Annotated in this window: 23 protein-coding genes, 1 pseudogene and 1 CRISPR repeat array; of the genes and pseudogenes, 8 read left to right on the top strand and 16 right to left on the bottom strand. The window is 41.8% G+C overall.

The genetic code is table 11. The features are described from left to right. Positions 1-30 precede the first annotated feature (30 nt). A complete protein-coding gene (locus tag EKC99_RS09160) occupies positions 31-714 on the top strand; it encodes a Crp/Fnr family transcriptional regulator (RefSeq protein ID WP_009374054.1) in 684 nt (227 codons plus the stop codon). A 9-nt stretch (positions 715-723) separates the two neighbouring features. On the opposite strand, the gene holA is transcribed toward EKC99_RS09160, so the two are convergent. After that, entirely contained in the window at positions 724-1,704 is a 981-nt protein-coding gene (holA, locus tag EKC99_RS09155) for a DNA polymerase III subunit delta (protein ID WP_163151548.1), read from the bottom strand. A 239-nt stretch (positions 1,705-1,943) separates the two neighbouring features. Between holA and EKC99_RS09150 the strand changes: the two genes are divergently transcribed. Beyond that, positions 1,944-2,078 carry a YqzM family protein gene (locus EKC99_RS09150; RefSeq protein ID WP_003393868.1) on the top strand — a complete coding sequence of 45 codons (135 nt, stop codon included), beginning with the start codon at positions 1,944-1,946 and terminating at the stop codon, positions 2,076-2,078. Positions 2,079-2,126: 48 nt separating this feature from the next. Here the strand turns inward: EKC99_RS09150 and EKC99_RS09145 are convergent, their stop codons facing one another. Genes EKC99_RS09145 through EKC99_RS09135 form a run of 4 tightly spaced genes read right to left on the bottom strand, consistent with a single transcriptional unit; the run spans position 2,127 to position 5,478 of the window. Continuing rightward, the gene (locus EKC99_RS09145) at positions 2,127-4,253 is read right to left on the bottom strand and encodes a DNA internalization-related competence protein ComEC/Rec2 (protein ID WP_305793591.1); all 2,127 of its coding nucleotides are present in this window, start codon (positions 4,251-4,253) and stop codon (positions 2,127-2,129) included. Continuing rightward, positions 4,234-4,377, bottom strand: coding sequence for a hypothetical protein (locus EKC99_RS15900; protein ID WP_240468835.1), 144 nt, complete (start codon positions 4,375-4,377; stop codon positions 4,234-4,236). Before EKC99_RS15900 ends, EKC99_RS09145 begins: the two co-directional genes overlap by 20 nt. Beyond that, entirely contained in the window at positions 4,374-4,841 is a 468-nt protein-coding gene (locus tag EKC99_RS09140) for a ComE operon protein 2 (RefSeq protein ID WP_009374060.1), read from the bottom strand. Before EKC99_RS09140 ends, EKC99_RS15900 begins: the two co-directional genes overlap by 4 nt. Positions 4,842-4,887: 46 nt before the next feature. Beyond that, positions 4,888-5,478, bottom strand: a complete 591-nt coding sequence (locus EKC99_RS09135; RefSeq protein WP_163151544.1) for a helix-hairpin-helix domain-containing protein — start codon at positions 5,476-5,478, stop codon at positions 4,888-4,890. 77 nt (positions 5,479-5,555) lie between these two features. Here EKC99_RS09135 and comER point away from each other — a divergent pair, with 77 nt between their 5' ends. After that, positions 5,556-6,389, top strand: coding sequence for a late competence protein ComER (comER, locus tag EKC99_RS09130; RefSeq protein ID WP_019416879.1), 834 nt, complete (start codon positions 5,556-5,558; stop codon positions 6,387-6,389). 51 nt (positions 6,390-6,440) lie between these two features. Here comER and EKC99_RS09125 read toward each other — a convergent pair whose 3' ends face one another. The 8 genes from EKC99_RS09125 to EKC99_RS09090 are packed head-to-tail and all read right to left on the bottom strand — an operon-like array spanning position 6,441 to position 11,428. Further along, complete coding sequence (locus EKC99_RS09125) at positions 6,441-7,181, bottom strand: class I SAM-dependent DNA methyltransferase (RefSeq protein WP_163151543.1); 741 nt, start codon at positions 7,179-7,181, stop codon at positions 6,441-6,443. After that, entirely contained in the window at positions 7,178-7,534 is a 357-nt protein-coding gene (gene rsfS, locus EKC99_RS09120) for a ribosome silencing factor (protein WP_163151541.1), read from the bottom strand. The genes EKC99_RS09125 and rsfS overlap by 4 nt, the downstream gene beginning before the upstream one ends. Further along, positions 7,531-8,106 carry a bis(5'-nucleosyl)-tetraphosphatase (symmetrical) YqeK gene (yqeK, locus tag EKC99_RS09115; protein ID WP_163151539.1) on the bottom strand — a complete coding sequence of 192 codons (576 nt, stop codon included), beginning with the start codon at positions 8,104-8,106 and terminating at the stop codon, positions 7,531-7,533. The genes rsfS and yqeK overlap by 4 nt, the downstream gene beginning before the upstream one ends. Beyond that, positions 8,096-8,662 carry a nicotinate-nucleotide adenylyltransferase gene (locus tag EKC99_RS09110; RefSeq protein WP_163151537.1) on the bottom strand — a complete coding sequence of 189 codons (567 nt, stop codon included), beginning with the start codon at positions 8,660-8,662 and terminating at the stop codon, positions 8,096-8,098. The genes yqeK and EKC99_RS09110 overlap by 11 nt, the downstream gene beginning before the upstream one ends. 10 nt (positions 8,663-8,672) lie before the next feature. Continuing rightward, on the bottom strand, positions 8,673-8,966 hold the full coding sequence (gene yhbY, locus EKC99_RS09105) for a ribosome assembly RNA-binding protein YhbY (protein ID WP_009374068.1): 294 nt from the start codon (positions 8,964-8,966) through the stop codon (positions 8,673-8,675). Beyond that, a complete protein-coding gene (gene aroE, locus EKC99_RS09100) occupies positions 8,960-9,787 on the bottom strand; it encodes a shikimate dehydrogenase (protein WP_163151535.1) in 828 nt (275 codons plus the stop codon). The genes yhbY and aroE overlap by 7 nt, the downstream gene beginning before the upstream one ends. A gap of 19 nt (positions 9,788-9,806) precedes the next feature. Then, on the bottom strand, positions 9,807-10,910 hold the full coding sequence (yqeH, locus tag EKC99_RS09095) for a ribosome biogenesis GTPase YqeH (RefSeq protein ID WP_163151533.1): 1,104 nt from the start codon (positions 10,908-10,910) through the stop codon (positions 9,807-9,809). A gap of 5 nt (positions 10,911-10,915) precedes the next feature. After that, positions 10,916-11,428: a YqeG family HAD IIIA-type phosphatase gene (locus EKC99_RS09090; protein ID WP_009374074.1), complete on the bottom strand. Its 513-nt coding sequence runs from the start codon at positions 11,426-11,428 to the stop codon at positions 10,916-10,918. Positions 11,429-11,707: 279 nt separating this feature from the next. Here EKC99_RS09090 and sda point away from each other — a divergent pair, with 279 nt between their 5' ends. Continuing rightward, positions 11,708-11,848: a sporulation histidine kinase inhibitor Sda gene (gene sda, locus EKC99_RS09085; RefSeq protein WP_009374076.1), complete on the top strand. Its 141-nt coding sequence runs from the start codon at positions 11,708-11,710 to the stop codon at positions 11,846-11,848. Positions 11,849-11,859: 11 nt separating this feature from the next. On the opposite strand, the gene EKC99_RS09080 is transcribed toward sda, so the two are convergent. Beyond that, positions 11,860-12,657, bottom strand: coding sequence for a phosphatidylserine decarboxylase (locus EKC99_RS09080; protein ID WP_163151531.1), 798 nt, complete (start codon positions 12,655-12,657; stop codon positions 11,860-11,862). Between the two features lie 124 nt (positions 12,658-12,781). On the opposite strand from EKC99_RS09080, the gene pssA reads away from it, so the two are divergent. The 3 genes from pssA to motB all read left to right on the top strand — a co-directional run bounded on the left by pssA (position 12,782) and on the right by motB (position 14,978). Then, positions 12,782-13,321 (top strand): CDP-diacylglycerol--serine O-phosphatidyltransferase, encoded by a 540-nt coding sequence (gene pssA / locus EKC99_RS09075; protein WP_009374081.1) that lies wholly within the window; start codon positions 12,782-12,784, stop codon positions 13,319-13,321. A gap of 117 nt (positions 13,322-13,438) precedes the next feature. Further along, entirely contained in the window at positions 13,439-14,239 is an 801-nt protein-coding gene (motA, locus tag EKC99_RS09070) for a flagellar motor stator protein MotA (RefSeq protein WP_006317787.1), read from the top strand. Then, positions 14,223-14,978 carry a flagellar motor protein MotB gene (gene motB / locus EKC99_RS09065; RefSeq protein ID WP_009374083.1) on the top strand — a complete coding sequence of 252 codons (756 nt, stop codon included), beginning with the start codon at positions 14,223-14,225 and terminating at the stop codon, positions 14,976-14,978. Before motA ends, motB begins: the two co-directional genes overlap by 17 nt. 27 nt (positions 14,979-15,005) lie before the next feature. Here motB and EKC99_RS09060 read toward each other — a convergent pair. Beyond that, positions 15,006-16,321 (bottom strand): annotated as a pseudogene (locus tag EKC99_RS09060) (TrkH family potassium uptake protein). Between the two features lie 164 nt (positions 16,322-16,485). Between EKC99_RS09060 and sigK the strand changes: the two are divergent. Beyond that, positions 16,486-17,199, top strand: a complete 714-nt coding sequence (gene sigK / locus EKC99_RS09055; protein ID WP_163151570.1) for an RNA polymerase sporulation sigma factor SigK — start codon at positions 16,486-16,488, stop codon at positions 17,197-17,199. A 32-nt stretch (positions 17,200-17,231) separates the two neighbouring features. Here sigK and EKC99_RS09050 read toward each other — a convergent pair whose 3' ends face one another. Further along, a complete protein-coding gene (locus EKC99_RS09050; RefSeq protein ID WP_163151529.1) occupies positions 17,232-18,017 on the bottom strand; it encodes a DUF4405 domain-containing protein in 786 nt (261 codons plus the stop codon). Between the two features lie 146 nt (positions 18,018-18,163). Then, a CRISPR array of direct repeats spans positions 18,164-18,781; the repeat unit is 29 nt; unit sequence CTTTACATCCCACTACGTTCAGATAAAAC. Positions 18,782-18,801 lie beyond the last annotated feature (20 nt).

The following is an 18,801-nucleotide window of genomic DNA, read 5'->3' as shown; positions in this document are numbered from 1 at the left end:
GCTGTTTTTCCATTTTGGGAGGGGATGCATATGTTTCATTGGGTCAAGCAACAATTAAAAATGATTTCGTTATTTTCCCAACTGTCCGATGAAGAATTGGAGGCGCTTGTACATATCGCAACCGTCCGGACGTATAAGCCGAAAATGCTTGCGTTTATGCAAGGAGAGCCGCTTGATCGCGTCTTTTTTATCGCTCGTGGGACGGTGAAAATTTACAAAACAGATGTAAGTGGAAAAGAACAAATTGTATCTATTTTACAAGAGGGAGATATGTTTCCACACACCGGCTTTTTTCGACGCGGCTCGTATCCGGCACATGCAGAAATGATGGATGAAACGACACTGATTGTCATTCCGATTGAACAATTCGAACAAACGCTCATTTGCTATCCACAACTATGCATCAAACTGTTTCGCATCATGGGCGAAAAAATTATCGAATTGCAAACACGATTAGAAGAACTAGCCTTTCACAATACAGCTGAACAATTGGCGCGGCTTTTCATTCGATTAGCAACAACAAACGGCGTGTATATGAACGGTCGTTATCGTCTGAAAACATTGCTCACAACGCGAGAATTAGCCAATATGATTGGCGCTGCGCGCGAAACGGTCAGCCGCGTACTAAGCCAACTCAAACAGCAAGGAATCATTACGACAGACGATGATGGCTACTATATGATCGATGTCGATGCGTTACAACAAAAGCGGTAGATAAAATCTCTACCGCTGCAACTTTAAGAAAAACAACTGCAATAACAACTGCTTATCCATTGCGCTACTTTTTAACGCATAATCTGTTTCTGCTAAATCGTATAAAATGCTCATAAGCTGTTGCTCGGAAAATCCGTTCGCATAACTTGCCGCCACTTTCACGCGAAACGGATGAACACCTAACATCGAGGCGATTTGTTGTTGACCGTATCCTGTTTTCATCAGTTCCTTCACTTCATAAATAAGCCGAAATTGGCTTGCTAATAGAGCAACAAGCTTAATTGGTTCTTCATTTTGGCGCAACAAATCTTGAAGCGTTTGCAACGCAGCTGGGACGTTTCGCTTAGCAATTTGTTCGACAAGAGTAAATACGTTCTGTTCAAGCGTGCGCGACACAAGCAATCGAACATCGTCTACTGTGATGGAACGATGTTCAGCGAAAAGCATGAGCTTTTCGATTTCGCTAGCCAACGTAGCTAAATCCGTACCAGCTAATGTCAACAACATATCTAGCGCATCATCGTCGATTTGGCATTGTCCTTTTACCCATTGTTTTAATTCTTTTTCGTTGAGCGGTTTAGCAACGATCACATGCGCTTTTTTTAATAACGCTTTCGTCACTTTTTTCCGCTCATCTAACTTTTCATACGTTCCAACGAAGATGACGCTAGAAAACGGCGCGGGCTTTTCTATGTAAGCTTCCAATCGTTTCATATCGTGCTCGACTTTTTCTTTTCCTTTTTCCGCCGTTAAAAAATACGGTTGCTTCACAATGACGATTTTTCGCTCACCGAAAAACGGAAGCGTCTCCGCATCTTCAAGCGCCACTTCAATCGGCGTTTCTTCACAATCGTATGTACTAACATTCCATTCACGTTCTTCATCTGACAACGCTCGGCGAACAATTTGTTCATATGCTTGCTTCATTAAAAAATGCTCCGTGCCGTATATGACATATAGTTGTTCCATGTTCTCTTCCCCATTCTTCATCCATTTTCTTTAAAGAACATACAACGTTTCGGAGCATTTTACAAGGGAGTTAGCAGATGAAAATCGCCAACTCCCATTTATTTAAACGTTGGAAAACAAGCCCTAGGAACTTATTTATCCAACGGGTATCTTTATCTTTTCCGATCTTGCACGAACTATTTGTGACAACTGTTGTCAACGATGTAGATTTTCTTTCTCTTTTCCCTTATACTAATGGTGAGAAAATAGGAGGGATGGTCATGAACGAATTTGAAAAAAACGTTCAATGTACGCGCAACGATGCCGTTGACTCGGCTGTTGGCTTCATCGTATCATTCGGCTTTTTCGCCACTATGTTCATTATTGCTACACTTGTAAAATTTTTTGGTGCATAATGAACACCCGAAAGAGATTGCATGTTGCAGTCTCTTTTTTCTTGCATTTTATGGCGAAAAGGTTTGAATGGTGCTTATCCGTTTCGAAAAACGAATGACGATAGCCCCATGTTCATCGGTACGAAATGTACGAACGTGATAGTCGCGCAAACGATCAATCACTTCACGATGCGGATGACCATATCGATTGCGACGTCCGACGGAAATAAGCGCCACTTTCGGACGAATATGTCGTAAAAACGGCTCAGATGTCGATGTGTTACTTCCGTGATGCCCGACTTTTAATATGTCAACAGGCAATGAGCGATACATCGTGATGAGTTGTTGTTCCCCTTTTTCTTCTAAATCACCTGTAAATAGCCAGTATGCTCCTCCCATAAACGCATACAGCACAATCGAACCGTCATTTGTCGTCTCCTCATTCCCAAATGGAGAAAGAATGTGAAATCGCGCTTGACCAACCGTCCAACGATCGCCGCTTTTCACCATTTGTACATGCGCCCCTTTATTAATCGCCTGTGCCATGACCGTTTGCAGCAAATCATTTTTGTGCATACCGACAAACAGTTTTCGCACACGGACAGCATTCAATACATCGCTCGCATCCCCGATATGATCAAAATCACCATGTGTCACAATGAGCGCATCAAGAGTACGAACCCCTTTTGCTTTCAAAAACGGAACGATGACATCTTCACCGACGCGAAACGATTGCTTCCTTTTTCTCCACGGCTCATCGCCAAATGACATCGTTCCGCCCGTATCAATCATATAAATCGCCTTTCGATACGGCAGTTCGATATATATACTATCTCCTTGCCCAACGTCTAACATAACGACTTCACCGCTCGGACGAAAAAACGGCCAAAGGAAATGAACGATGATGACAAAAAGAAACGAAAAGCGAAAGAAGATCTGTTTATACTCAAACGAAAGAAAAAAGAGAGCAATCGAGATCATATAAGCGATCAATAGCCATGTTGGCGGGCGACCGAGGGTGAGCAAAAACGGATCTGCTAATGAAGTGACAAGCTTGTTTGTATGTTCAATCACAAACGTCAATGCATATGTGATGATCGGGCTAACAAACGGCACAAAAACGTGGATGAACCATGCGAGAAATGAGAGCGGCAAAATGACAAAAGAATAAAGCGGAACAAACATGACGTTTAATGGAATCGATAAAATGGAAACTTCGTAAAAATGATAAAGCAAAAGCGGCAGCGCGCCCATTTGTGCAATCAGCGACGTCATAAACAACTGACGAATGACGGAACGTTCCTTTTGAATAAACGAAGAACAAATGATTAACGCAAAACAAACGAGAAAAGATAATTGAAAACCGAGATGAAATATGATATACGGGTCTTTTAGTAGTAAAAGAAGACAAGCGACGCTTAATGCATCAAGCGTACGAAGGCGAGAGGAAAAGAGAAGGAAACAACTTGTCATCACTGCTGCGCGCATCACTGACGGAGCGGCCCCTGATAAAATGACGTATAAAGGAATACAACATAATAAAATCACGGTTGCTCGTTCCCGTGTGATTCCGAAGCGAATGAATAAATAAAAACAACCACCAGCAAGCAATGTCATATGCAAACCTGAAATCGCTAGCAAATGAATAAGCCCTAACTTTTGATAGCTCGAAAGAACGGTTGGCTCTATATCGCTTCGCTCACCGTAAATTAGCGCCTGCATAAATGCGCTAACGTCGCGCGGGAAATGATCTTGAATGTAGCGAATGCCTTTTTGACGAATAATTTGCAATCGTTCCACCCATGTCACATGTGTGCGCATGCACCGTTCGAGCGAAGTAGGACGAACGATCCAATGGATGCGATGATAAAACAAATACTGGCGATAATTGAACGCATACGGATTCGTCGGTAAAGATGGCCGTTCAAGCGCTCCTTTCACCAAACAGGCCGTACCAATTTGAAGGGCATCCCATTCATGTTTTTCTTCTTCTGTACGAAGGCGATAAATAAGCTGTAGCCGTTCATCCTTCCATTGTACGACCGTTTTTATTTGATCCCCATCGATATGAATCGGAGCAACAAATCGCACAACCAGCGCCGTTTCATGTCCTGAAAGTGTCGTCACGTTATGTCGATCGATCCAATTGCTCCATAACAGAAAAAACAAATATGCGCTAGCACAACCGATCAACAACGCCCGCTTCCGCCAAAGTAAAAACAAATGGTACACGACCGAAAGCAAAAAGCAAACAACCGATTTTGTCAATATAGACAGGACGGCCAAAACGGCCGCCATTGCTACATAAACGATACATCATCTCCCCTTCGCGTGTAAAAATGTCGGAATAGATTCCACATCAAAAGGAACGTGCTTGACCGTTACCCCTGCTTGTTCAAACAATTGCAAAGCAAACGGATGGTTTTTATAGTCGTTCGCATAATAAACAGCTTTTATCCCGCTTTGAATAATTGCTTTACAACATTGTAAACAAGGAAAATGAGTGACGTATATTTCCGCCCCTTCTGTTGGCACACCAAACTTCGCGCATTGTAAAATGGCGTTCATTTCGGCATGAATGGTGCGCACACAATGGTTGTCAATGACATAACATCCTTCGTCTATACAATGCGCTCCACCTGCGATTGAGCCGTTATATCCCCCTGCAATGATACGTTTATCGCGCACGATCGTCGCGCCGACCGCTAGCCTTGTGCATGTGCTGCGCAACGCTAATAAATGGCTTTGTGCCATGAAATATTGATCCCATGTAATTCGTTTCATGTTGTTTCTCCCCCTTGTCCATTATGCCTTTAGTTTATCGTCAATTTTAACGGACGACAATTTGTTCTTTTATTTTCTCAAACGATTTTTCCCCGATTCCGCTCACATTCAACAAATCTTCCGCTTTTTGAAACGGTCCGTGCTCTTCGCGATATGCAATAATGGCAGATGCTTTTGCCGGACCGATGCCTTGCAACGTTTGTAATTGCTCTGCTGTGGCTGTATTAATGTTTACTTTTCCGTTTGATTGATCTATCGTATGCGTATCCGCTAGTTCGCTTATTTCTTCGCCTTTTTTTGGCACGTAAATGACCATTTCATCATGCACTTTCATCGCCAAATTGATTTTCGTTTCATCCGCTTCTTCTGTTAATCCTCCTGCCATTTCAATCACATCTCGAATGCGGCTTGTCGCTGCGACTTCATATACTCCGGCTCGTTTAACCGCTCCTTTCACATCGACAAAAACAGACGTTTGTTCTTCTTGTTTTTCTGCTTGTTGTTCTACTTGTTGTTCATTTTGTTCGAAAGGCAACGGTTGTATCGTCGCTTCTTCCCGTTGCGTCACCCAAATGATCACTCCAATGACAAGTGCCCCAATATATATCCAACGCTCATACGTTTTTATCCACTTCATACGTTCACCCTTTCATAAAACGTGTCATCGTCGCATACATATGACATATAGTGGTGACGGATAAGGGGGGAGTACCGTTGAATATAGGGTTTATCGGAACAGGAAACATGGGAACGATTTTAATTGAATCGTTTATTAACGGCAATGCTGTGAAGCAAGAACAACTATTTATTACGAATCGAACGCTTGAAAAAGCGTACAGTATACAACAACGTTATCCAAACGTCCATGTCATACAAACGAACGAAGAAATAGCAAAACATGCAACGATTATTTTCATTTGCACAAAGCCGCTACATATGCCAGCCGTTTTAAAACAGTTACGGCCACATTTGACCGACCATCATTGCATCGTGTCGATTACGAGCCCCATTTCCGTTCAACAGCTCGAATCGCTCGTACCGTGTAGCGTTGCTCGCGTCATTCCAAGCATTACGAATCGGGCACTTGCGGGAAGCTCTCTCATTACCGTAAGCGAACGTTGTACAAAAGAAGAGAGAGCGACAATTGAACGGCTATTCCGTTGCATTTCTCGTCCAATATACATAGACGAGCCTATTACGCGCATCGCTTCTGATTTAACGAGCTGCGGACCAGCCTTTTTCAGCTACTTAATTCAAAAATTTATTGATGCAGCCGTTCAACAAACAGCCATTACAAACGAACAAGCAACGATGTTAGCAACAGAAATGATGATCGGACTAGGTGCTTTGCTTGAGAAACAATTGTATACGTTACCGACATTACAGGAGAAAGTATGTGTCAAAGGTGGCATTACAGGAGCTGGCATTGACGTGTTAGAAAAAGAAGTCGGGGACTTGTTCGTGCATATTTTTCAAAAAACGCATGAAAAATTTGACGAAGAAAAAGAAAAGGTGCGCCAACAAATTGATCATATTCGCGATGAATAAAAAAAATCCTTCTAAAATAAAACGTCCCAAAAGAAAACACTTTTGGGACGTTTATTTTTGCGCAATGAAAAAAATGCGCTCGCTTTCATTTGTCGGCTGTTGTTCTGTAAAATCCGCCCATACGTGCAACAAGCGAAAACCAGCTTGTTTTAACCACGCAACATATCGTTCAACATCGTACGTTCGCTGCACATGCATTTCGTCAACTCGCTCATATACCCCTTCTTCTAATCGAACAAAAAACGTCAATTCATGTTCGACGCTATGCGGCCAAGAGCCCGGATAACAGTTCCATATATAGCTTACTTGGTCATCATTGCTCGCAAACGTCCCATGGTGTAAAAAGACGTTTTCCATTTTAAATAAAGAATGAACGTCAAATAAAAACAACCCATCTGGCTTCAATTGATCGTATACGCGCGAAAACGTAGCGATCACATCTTCTTCTTGCAACAAATAATTGAGTGAATCGCAAAAAATGACGATCGTATCAAACGGCTCAAACGGACCAAAGTCGCGCATATCTTGCTGAAAAAATGAAAGATTAACTCCACGTTCTTGCGCTTTCATTTGCGCAATCGCCAACATTTGTTCCGATACATCAACACCTGTCACATCAAATCCTCTTTCAGCTAAGCGAAGGGCAAGTTCCCCTGTCCCGCATCCGAGATCAAGAATTCGCTTTCCTGTTCGGTAAGATGACACCGCCCGTTCGACGAGCGCACACCATGCATCGTATGGGGCATCGCTCATTAATTGATCATACCAACTCGCAAACCGTTCGTACGTCATACCCCAAGATCACTCTCAATTTGTTCAAGCGGCGCATCGCCCCATAACCGTTCGAGATTATAATATTCGCGGTCTTCTTTATGAAACACATGGACGACGACATCTCCTAAATCCACTAAAATCCAACGCGCTTCGTCAAATCCTTCAACACGTTTGACGACAACATCGTGTTCTTCCGCTTTTTCTTTAATTTCACGCGCAATCGCCTGTACTTGTTTATCCGAATTGCCGTGACAAATCATAAAATAATCCGCAACGAGCGAAATGCCTTTCATATTTAGTGCTACGATATTTTCTGCCTTTTTTTCATCTGCTGCTTTGACTGCGATGCGTAAAATGTCTCGTTCTGTCACGATGAAACCCCCTTTAATTTTTTTGCTATATCATTATACGTATGAAACGTATCTGGGTAAATGGGCTCGCGTTTGTCCATTAAAAATTGAATCGTATTTTGAAGCGCACGGAAAAGCGCTTGATCTAAATGTTCCCGCGCTAGCGCCCGCACTTCATCAACGCCTGGAAATGAACGATTCGGTTCAATATAATCGGCGATATACACAATTTTTTCAAGCAATGTCATATTTGGTCGCCCTGATGTATGATAACGAATCGCCTGCAAAATCTCTTCATCTTGAATGCCAACTTCCGTTCGTACTAAATATGCCCCAACAGGCGCATGCCATAATTCCGGACTATATGCCAACAAGTCTTGCGGCATTTGTTGTTCTACAATGATGCGCTTCATTTCTTCTTTCGTGCGAAATTTTGCGTAGTCGTGAAAAATGGCAGCTAATTCCGCCTTTTGCACATCAGCTCCGTACAATTTTGCTAGCTCGATAGCTGTTTCCATCACACCTACCGTATGAACGTACCGCTGTTCTTTTAATTGCTTGCGCACGATAGCTAACGCCTCTTCACGTTTCATACAATCGATTCTCCTTTATATATAGTTGAACCGCTTCTGGCAACAAATATGTCACGCTTTTTCCGTTTTGGATACGTTCGCGAATGAGCGAAGAAGAAACCGCAAACGTCGGCACGTCCACTTCGATGATCGGATACGGCGTACAAAGCGAATAGCCCGGACGTTTCACGCCGACAAATTGAATGAGTTGAACGAGCTCATCAATGCGATACCAATGCGGCAAATATTCGACCATATCTCCGCCAATAATGAAGTAAAATGTCGTATGCGGATGTCTTTTTTTTAACAAAACGATCGTGTCGTACGTATACGATCGCTCTTTCCGTTCTAATTCAATCGTTTCAACGCGAAAATGTGGGTCATTGGCAATCGCCATACGCAACATATTGACGCGATGCACATGATCAGTCACCTTTTTCTCTTTATGCGGCGGAATGTAGTTTGGCATAAACCATATTTCATCGAGCTTTAATTCCGTTCGTACATCATCGGCAATTAATAAATGCCCATAATGAGGCGGATCAAACGTCCCACCTAAAATGCCTACTTTTTTCACTGCATCGCTCCTATTTTGGTAACACAATTTGCTTTCGTTCACGAGACTCTTTGTATAATACAATCGTATGACCGATCAGTTGGACGACTTCCGCCCCTGCTCCGCTCGCTAGCTGCTCGGCAATCACTTCTTTTTCTTCTTCGCAGTTTTTTAATACGCTCACTTTAATCAGCTCTCTCGCTTCAAGCGCATCGGCAATTTGTTTAATCATATTGTCGTTCACGCCGCCTTTTCCGACTTGAAAAATCGGCGTTAAATGATGAGCTAAAGAACGTAAAAATCGCTTTTGTTTTCCTGTTAACATGTTTTTCCTCCTAACTGTTGCATGACAACTTGTTCCATTCGTTTTGTATCTGGAAAAATTCCTGTCCATTTTTCAAACGCTAGTGCACCTTGGTAGACGAACATGCCGACGCCGTTTTGCACGCGCGCACCCTTCTCTTTTGCTTCTTGCAGCCATTTTGTCATCAGCGGATTATAAATAATATCGCTGACGATCGTCCCTTTTTTTAACGTTTGAAGAGAAATAGGCATCGCATCGACATGTGGATACATGCCGACAGACGTTGTATTAATAATGATATCATACTCTCCTAAACGTTCCTCTGCTTCCTCAAGCGAGTAAACAGAAGATATTTGTTTTTCAATAAACGTCTCTGCCTTTCCTGCTGTGCGATTACATACATCAACGGCAGACACACGATGTTTCAAAAGAGTAAAATAAATGCCGCGCGCCGCCCCGCCTGCGCCGACAAGCAAAATGCGCGCACCGGACAATTCAATGTTCATTTGCTCACATAACGCTCGGACAAACCCTTCACCATCTGTATTATAACCAATCCACTTCCCATTTTCATTGACAACTGTATTGACGGCTCCCATTTGTTTTGCCGTTTCATCAAGTTCATCCATATACGCCATCACTGCTGTTTTATGCGGAATCGTCACATTAAACCCTGCACATTGTAACGCTTTTAACCCTTGCACCGCCTCTTTTAACAGGTGAGGCTCAACATGAAACGCATGATAGTGCGCATCGATACATAACGATTGAAACGCATCGTTATGCATAAGCGGTGATAAGGAATGATGAACAGGACAGCCGATTAGCGCAAATAATTTCAAGTTCCTCTCCCCCTCTTTGTTAAATGAGCGATCTGCGTAACATCACACCGACGCCTTTTGGCGCATATGCAACGACATGAGCGCCAGGTTCATGACATGTCACCCAACCGAGCCCTGAAAAAACAATATCTGTTTTCGGCTCTTTTAATGTGAAATGGTGGGCAACGAGCGGTGGCAATTGCTCGCAATAGCTTTTGCGCGGCGGCTGCAACAACTCCCCAAGATGTTTCTCATACAACTCATCCGCATGTTCGCGCTTCGTTCGATGAATAAACAATTCATTTGACATATAACATACAAATGGACGTCTTCCACCGCTTACGTAATCTAACCGAGCTAGCCCTCCGAAAAATAACGTTTGTTGTTCATTTAATTGATACACTTTCGGTTTAATTTCTTTCTTTGGCGTAATGACTTTTAAATCTTTTTTATCGACGAAATGCGCCATTTGATGATGATTAATAATTCCCGGCGTATCATAAAGAGCCGAGCCGTCATCAAGCGGTATTTCAATCATATCGAGCGTCGTTCCCGGGAAATACGATGTCGTAATGACATTGCCTTTTCCTGTCGCTTCTTTAATGATGCGATTAATAAACGTTGATTTTCCGACGTTCGTGCAACCGACGACATACACGTCTTTTCCGTTGCGGTATTCATCAATCGCTGCCATCACTTCTTTCATTCCGTAGCCTTTATTGGCGCTCACTAAAAAGACGTCGCGTGGCTGTAAACCGAGTTCGCGAGCCGATTGTTTCATCCAGCGCGTCACTTTTTCATGTTTAACGGATTTCGGCAATAAATCGACTTTGTTGCCGACAAGTAGCACATCTTTTTTTCCAACAAAGCGATGCAATCCCGGCAGCCAGCTGCCGTTAAAATCAAAAATATCAACAATTTTCACGACTAATCCGTCTGCTTGTCCGATGCCGTGCAAAATGTTTAAAAAGTCATCATCCGTTAACGAGACGTCCTGCACTTCGTTGTAATGTTTTAATCGAAAACAGCGCTGACAAATAATTGGATCTTTCTCTAGCGCTGAAGGAGGCGCATACCCGATTTTCGTTTCATCTTCCGTTTGAATTGTGACTCCACATCCAATACAAATCATTTGTTCACTCATTTTCATCACTCCCAATGAATCATACCTTTTTTTCGCATCATATTTAAAATTTTTCGTTCAATATTTCGGTTAATTCGAGTAAAAAAACCGTCTGTTTGTGCAACAGGAACGACTAAAATCGTATGTAGCCCGAGCCGATTGCCCCCAAATACATCGGTGAGAAGTTGATCGCCAATGACGACAACTTCTTCTTTTTTCAACTTCATGTCGCGCAACGCTTGTTGAAACGCTCGTGTTAACGGCTTGCGCGCTTCAAAAATAAACGGAATGCCGAGCGGCTTAGCGAACGCTTCCACCCGCTTTTTATTGTTATTGGATACGACGGTGACTTGAATGCCGCTTTGTTTCATTTGTTCGAACCAACGAACAACATCAGGCGTCGCGAGCGGACGATCCCATTCAATTAACGTGTTATCTAAATCTGTAATAATCCCTTTTATTCCTTTTTGTTTTAAATGTTCTGGAGTAATTTCAAAAATACTTTTCGCATGTTCGTTCGGCAAAAAATATTTTAACATACGTCCTCATTCCTTCTCTCTTTTTTACATAAATAAACAAATTGTAAAATCTTTCGACAAAATCCGACGTTTTTCACATCATGTGGATAACTTTATACACACGATCCACATTCATTTTTCAACATTTCCTTATCGTTATAAACAACAAATCCACAACTTATCCACCAACACATGTGGATAATTAGAACAATTGTTCTTATTTTTGATTTATGGTAAAGTGAAGATAAACCTACCATTATATGTATACATTCTTCTATGTATACCGAGGAGGCGAAAAAAATGAAATGTTTGCCTGACGACTTGTTAATTGAGTCATACTACAAAGCAAAAGAATTACAATTAAGCAAAGAATTTATTCAACTCATTGAACGAGAAATTTTCCGTCGCCGTCTAGACCATAAAATTAAACAGTCTTCATAACGAGCCTTCAGTTACTGGCTCTTTTTCTTTTGCGCAAAAAAGCCGAGACGTTGCCCCATTTTTACTTCAAGTGGCGGAATAACTTGTTCATCTAGCGTAAAAGCGCCCTTTTCAAACAATAGCACAACGGTTGAACCGAACGAAAAATATCCAATTTCTTCCCCTTTGTTCACATAGTCGTGCTCATGTGTTAATTCAATGCTGTTGACAAACATCGCCCCGACTTTCACAATGGCTATATGCATTCCATTTGTACACAGCTCAGTAATTCTTCTGTAATTTTTAGAAAGTGGATCTTTGCCATATTTCAATCCGAGACGGTTGACAGGGTATGACTTGCCACCGAGCTCCCACTGCTTCACAACTTCCCCACATATTGGGCTATGAATGCGATGATAATGGCTCGGACTTAAATACAAAATAATAAACGTTCCATGCAAATACTTTTCAGCGATCCGATCATCGCCAAGCATCTCGCGAATGGAGTACGTTTTTCCTTTGACGATGATTTCTTTTTTATCTGTAATGATGCCGACATCTTCAATAACGGCATCGACAGGGCTTACGACACTATCTGGGTGTTCATCGATCGGACGAAGTCCTTTTTTTAGCGATCGGACGAACAATTGTTGAAGCGTTTCATATTCGTGCAACTTTTTTTCCATTTCTTCTTCATTTACTTTATATACTTTCGCATAAGATGGAATAACCCACCGACTCCATTTTGAGCGCGTAAACGAAGCAAGCCACTTCGATGTCAAAGGATGATTTGTTAATTCAATAAAGAGGCGATATAGCCATTTGACCAACGATTTTCCCTCCTAAAGTAAAGAATATCCTTTACTAGTTTGCTTATTATCAATAAAATATTAGTAACCGAGTGATATTTTTGGCAAGTGGGTTGTCACGATTTTAATAAAGGAGTGAACGTGTATGTTTTTATCCGATTATATTGATCATACCATTAAAAAACTTAAAGCGCATACGGCAAACGTATTGACGTTGACAAATTTAAGCCTCGGAGGCTTTGCGATTTTATTTGCAGTGAAAGGCCAGCTAAACGTCTCTGTATTGTTTATTTTTTTGGCAGCACTTGCCGATCGTTTTGATGGAACGGTCGCTCGGAAAATGAATATTGAATCTGACTTAGGGAAACAATTGGACTCAATGAGTGATATTATATCATTTGGAGTAGCACCTGCACTATTACTTTATCAAGGATTATTGCACGAATTTGGCGCACCCGGCTCATTTTTTACAATTTTTTATATCGGTTGCGGCGCTTTTCGCCTAGCACGATTTAACATTACGGAAAGCAACGGATATTTTACCGGTTTGCCGATCACAGCGGCAGGTTGTTTATTGACGCTTAGTTATTTAACGATTCATTACTTCCCACCTTACGTCTTTATTTTCATTATTTTTACGCTTTCTCTTTTAATGGTCGGTTCATTCCGATTAAAGAAAATGTAACCCTTGAAGTTTTCCACTTCAAGGGTTTTTTTCGTACAAATTTCCCTTTTCAAACATTCGGATAAATTATATGATAAACTTGGATTTATTTTTCATTCTACAACTAGAGGTGATATCATGGACCGTACGTCCTTAATCGGGCTCATTCTTGGCATTATCGCTGTCGGTGTCGGAATGGTGTTTAAAGGGGTAAGCCCGTCTGTGCTCATTAACCCTGCTGCGATTTTAATCATTTTATTAGGGACAGCGGCCGCCGTCACGATCGCCTTTCCAACGAAAGAAATTTCGAAAGTTCCAAAGTTATTCGGGGTCATTTTTAAAGAGTCAAAAACGCCAAAAATTGAAGAACTCATCCCGCTGTTCGTGGAGTGGGCAAACATCGCTCGCCGCGAGGGGTTGTTAGCGTTGGAAGCAAAAGTAGCCGAAATCGATGACCCGTTTTTACGCAACGGATTAAGTTTAGCCATTGACGGACAATCACAAGAATTTATTCGCGACGTGATGACTGAAGAAATTGAGGCGATGGAAGAACGTCATTTAGCGAATGCAACGATTTTTACGCAGGCGGGAACGTACGCTCCAACGCTTGGAGTACTTGGTGCCGTCGTCGGATTGATCGCTGCCCTTCAAGATATGTCCGATATTGAACGTCTTGGTCACGCGATTAGTGCGGCGTTCGTTGCGACGCTTATGGGAATTTTTACAGGATACGTTCTTTGGCATCCATTTGCAAACAAGCTAAAACGCAAATCGAAGGAAGAAATTAAAGTGCGACAAGTAATGATTGAAGGCGTGCTTTCAATTATTGAAGGACAAGCACCTAGAGCGATTGAACAAAAATTAGCTTCTTATTTACCGATGAGCGAACGTCAAAAACTTTTAGGACAAGGAGCTCAAAATAATGGCGAAAAAGCATAAAAAACATCATCATGAGGAACATGTCGATGAAAGCTGGTTAATTCCGTACGCCGACTTATTAACGTTGTTGCTTGCGCTATTTATCGTTTTATTCGCAAGTAGTCAAATCGACTCAAAAAAATTTATGGAAATTGCACGTGCGTTTAATAGCGTATTCACAGGCGGGACAGGAGCGCTACAATATTTAAGTCCTGTCGAACGGGAAGAAATGGACTCGATTATTAAAGATTCGCCAAATCAAAAACCGTATGTCAAAATTTCAAAAGAAGAATACGAGGAATTAAAAAAGATTCAAAGTAAATTTAATGAATATGTCAAAACGAATCAATTAAGCGGAGAATTGTCTGTCGCGATGACAGAAGAAGGATTGCTTGTAACGATTGCGAACGATGTGTTGTTCGACTCAGGCAGCGCTGATATTAAACCGCAATATCGCGATGTCGCGAAAAAAATATCGAACTTGCTCGTCATGAATCCGCCGCGCAACATCGTCATTAGCGGACATACCGACAACGTGCCGATCAACAATGCGAAATTTGCTTCCAACTGGGAATTAAGCGTTATGCGCGCCGTCAACTTTATGAAACTATTGCTTGAAAATACAAGATTAAACCCGCAGTTATTTAGCGCAAAAGGGTATGGAGAGTTTAAACCGATCGCCTCAAATGCGACACCTGAAGGACGCGCGAAAAACCGACGAGTAGAAATTTTAATTATGCCGCAAGAACCTGCACAATAAAAGCGAGGGAGCCTCCCTCGCTTTTATTCATCCTGTCAATATATCTCCATTCGGATAACGAATATTTGTTTTTTTCGGCTTCGCAATCGAATATACGAGCGTTAACGGACCTAATTTCCCAAACAACATGACGCCAATAATGAGCACTTTTCCGATCGTTGATAAATGCGATGTCATATTCATCGAAAGTCCAACTGTACCAAATGCGGATACAACTTCAAATAAAAGCGCAAGAAGCGAAGCATCTTCCGTAAGTGTCAATATCATCGTCACAACAAAAATAAACAACATGCTCATGGATGCAATGGCCAATGCTCGTAAAATAATCGTATGGCGAATCGTTCGCATCCAAACGACCGTCTCTTCTTTTCCTTTTAAAAAACTCATCACCGCAAAAATAATGACCGCAAACGTCGTCAGCTTGATTCCTCCGCCTGTCGACGTGCTTCCTGCTCCGATAAACATAAGGAAAATCATAAGCATCGCCGTCGGTTGTTCAAGTGAACCGATATCAATCGTATTAAATCCCGCTGTTCTCGGCGTAATCCCTTGAAAATACGATGCCCATAGTTGCTCACGAAACGAAAGAGCACCGAGCGTTTTCGGGTTGTTATGTTCGAATATATAGAAGGCAATGATCGCCACAATGTTCACCACAAGCGTCATAACTAACATCAGCTTCGTATGGAGAGATAACTTTCTCCAACGTCGTTGATACAATACATCAAATACGACCGTAAAACCGAGTCCGCCGATGATAATCAATAAGGAGACCGTTATGTTTACGATCGGATCTCCGACGAAACGCGATAAATTATCTGGCCATAACGCAAACCCAGCATTATTGAACGATGCAATGGTATGAAAGAGGCTATAATATAGCCCTTTCGCCCAGCCCATTTTCGGAACCCAATCAATTGCCAACAACGCTGCCCCAACAAGTTCCATAAATAAAGAAAACAACAGTAAATTGCGCGCCAAACGAATGACACCACCGAGCGACGGTTGGTTTAACGCCTCTTGCATCAACATGCGTTGCTTCATCCCGATTTTTTTCCAAGCACAATAACAACGAGCACCGCAAATGTCATAATTCCAAGTCCACCCACTTGAATAAGTACCATTAAAACCACTTCTCCGAATACAGTAAACGTAGAGCCAGGATCAATCGGTGCTAAGCCGGTTACGGTTGCTGCGGATGTCGATAAAAAGAACGCATCAAGCCAGCTAATTTCCTTCTCTGTTGCAATCGGCAACTTCAACAACACACCACCGACAACGACAAGAAAAAGAAACATGCTAGCTAACAATTGAGGGGGAGTGAGCTTTAACGTTTTAATCATGCTCCATCCTTCTTTCGTATGTATGTTACATGTTCCGATTATACAAGATTTTCTTTTCACAAACAAAGGGGGAAAAAAGAAAAATAATGTGTCCAAACACGAACAAGTTTTCTAATGCATATACATACATAAGCAACAAAAGACCGCCTGCGAGGTGAACGATGATGGGTGCCATTTTTTCTGCGCTTGCTTTGTTTATAAAGGAGCTCGTCTTTTTCGTATCTTATGTAAAAAACAATGCCTTTCCACAACCGCTTGATGCAAAAGAAGAAGCGATGTATTTAAAACGAATGGCAAAAGGAGATGAAGACGCTCGCAACAAGCTCATCGAGCACAATTTGCGCCTCGTTGCGCACATTGTAAAAAAGTTTGAAAACACTGGAGAAGACCCAGAAGATTTAATTTCCATCGGCACAATTGGCTTAATTAAAGCGATCGAAAGCTATTCAACAGGAAAAGGGACAAAACTCGCGACATATGCCGCTCGTTGCATTGAGAATGAAATTTTAATGCACCTTCGTTCGCTGAAAAAAACGAGGAAAGACGTTTCTTTGCACGATCCGATCGGGCAAGATCGCGACGGAAATGAAATTAGCCTACTCGATGTATTAAAATCAGAAGATGAAGACATTATCGACATGATTGAAAAAAATAATGAGCTTGAAAATATCGCTCAACATTTACACGTCCTTGACGATCGTGAACGACAAGTCATCGTCAGCCGCTTCGGCTTAAACATGCAACCTGAACGCACCCAGCGCGAAATCGCGAAAGAACTCGGCATTTCTCGCAGCTACGTTTCACGCATCGAAAAACGGGCATTAATGAAGCTATATCACGAATGTTATAAGCACGATAAAGGAAAAAAAGGATCATGACAAAAAGGTGTCCCAACATCACGGGACACTTTTCATACGATAAGTTTTTGTTTCTTGCGCATTCGTTTTTCGATGTAATAAACAGGAACAATAACAAACGTCCAAATGGTAAAGTAGTGAAGCAAGACAAGCAGCGGGTTGTTTGTGCCGTGTTCTTTAAGGAATTTTTCATGGCGAAACGCTCCGTCCGGTGGGGTTGGCAGTGTGCCAACCGTCTTTCCAGCAAAGGATGGTGCGTTTTGTTCGGCAAATTTCGGTTTGAACTCTCCTTCGCTTGGCTTGACATATTGCGAACTCCAATACATTCCGCCAGCTAAAAGCGCAAATGTCAACACGCTAGAAATGAACGCTCCTTTCCGCCACGTTCCGTCCTTTGCTTTGAACACTTTTTTACTAACACCCATGATCCATTGCCAATGCAAGCCGAGATGAAGGCCGACTAAAGCAAGCGTTGTGTTGGCGAAAAGGTCGTGAATTTCCCGTACAAAATGGTTCCCCTCTAGTGCGACGTTCGAAAACAAAACACGCGAAATCAAAATCCCCGATACAATGACCGCTGCCATCGAAACAAGCAACAAGATGTTTAAGGCAAAGCTGATCCTCGTTTTCTTCGGAAGTTCGGAAGAAAATATTTTTTTCGTCGTGTTGATTACCCAACGATAGTTCAATCCGATATGAACAAGAATCGCCACTCCGATTACAGTTCCAGCAATTTCATGAAACGGCAATCCATTAAACACTCTCGGATTCATTAACAACACAAACGCAATCGCCATTGAGACGTCCAATATGATTTTTACGATGTTTTTCTTCAACACATATCCCCCCTGATTTACCATATCATGTACTGTATACCGTAAGTGTACGAGTCAATGGTGAAAAGTAGATGAAAAAAGGGGGATATTTCACTACGTTTAGATAAAACATCGCCTACCGTTTTAAAAAACGTTATGACCACTACTAGCTTTACATCCCACTACGTTCAGATAAAACTTCGCATTCGTGAATAGCTTTATAGTGTAGTTCATCTTTACATCCCACTACGTTCAGATAAAACACCCATGATCTTGCAATTCTCTAATGATGTTTTTTGCTTTACATCCCACTACGTTCAGATAAAACTGATAAAATAATATCGTGAAGCGTCTGTCTAAATGACCTTTACATCCCACTACGTTCAGATAAAACTCATGAAACTAAAAAACGCCTATTTGACAATCAATCCTTTACATCCCACTACGTTCAGATAAAACTTATAATGTGGATAAGTTTGTGGATAAGTTGTACTATATCTTTACATCCCACTACGTTCAGATAAAACCGTAAAAGTTGTATACACACTAAATGAAGAACTCAACTTTACATCCCACTACGTTCAGATAAAACGCAACAAGAAGCAGCAAAACAAGAATCGGAAAGTATCTTTACATCCCACTACGTTCAGATAAAACTCTGAAAACACATGTTTCGTTGGTATTCCTTCATCTATCTTTACATCCCACTACGTTCAGATAAAACGAAAGAAGCGTTGTATAAACGACTCAAGGAACAGTCTTTACATCCCACTACGTTCAGATAAAACTTTTTTATTCCCCCCCTACG

Source organism: Anoxybacillus sp. MB8, from assembly GCF_011006755.1.
Lineage (GTDB): Bacteria > Bacillota > Bacilli > Bacillales > Anoxybacillaceae > Anoxybacillus > Anoxybacillus gonensis.
Note: the sequence above shows the minus strand (reverse complement) of the source record. Positions and strands in the feature narration are given on the sequence as shown.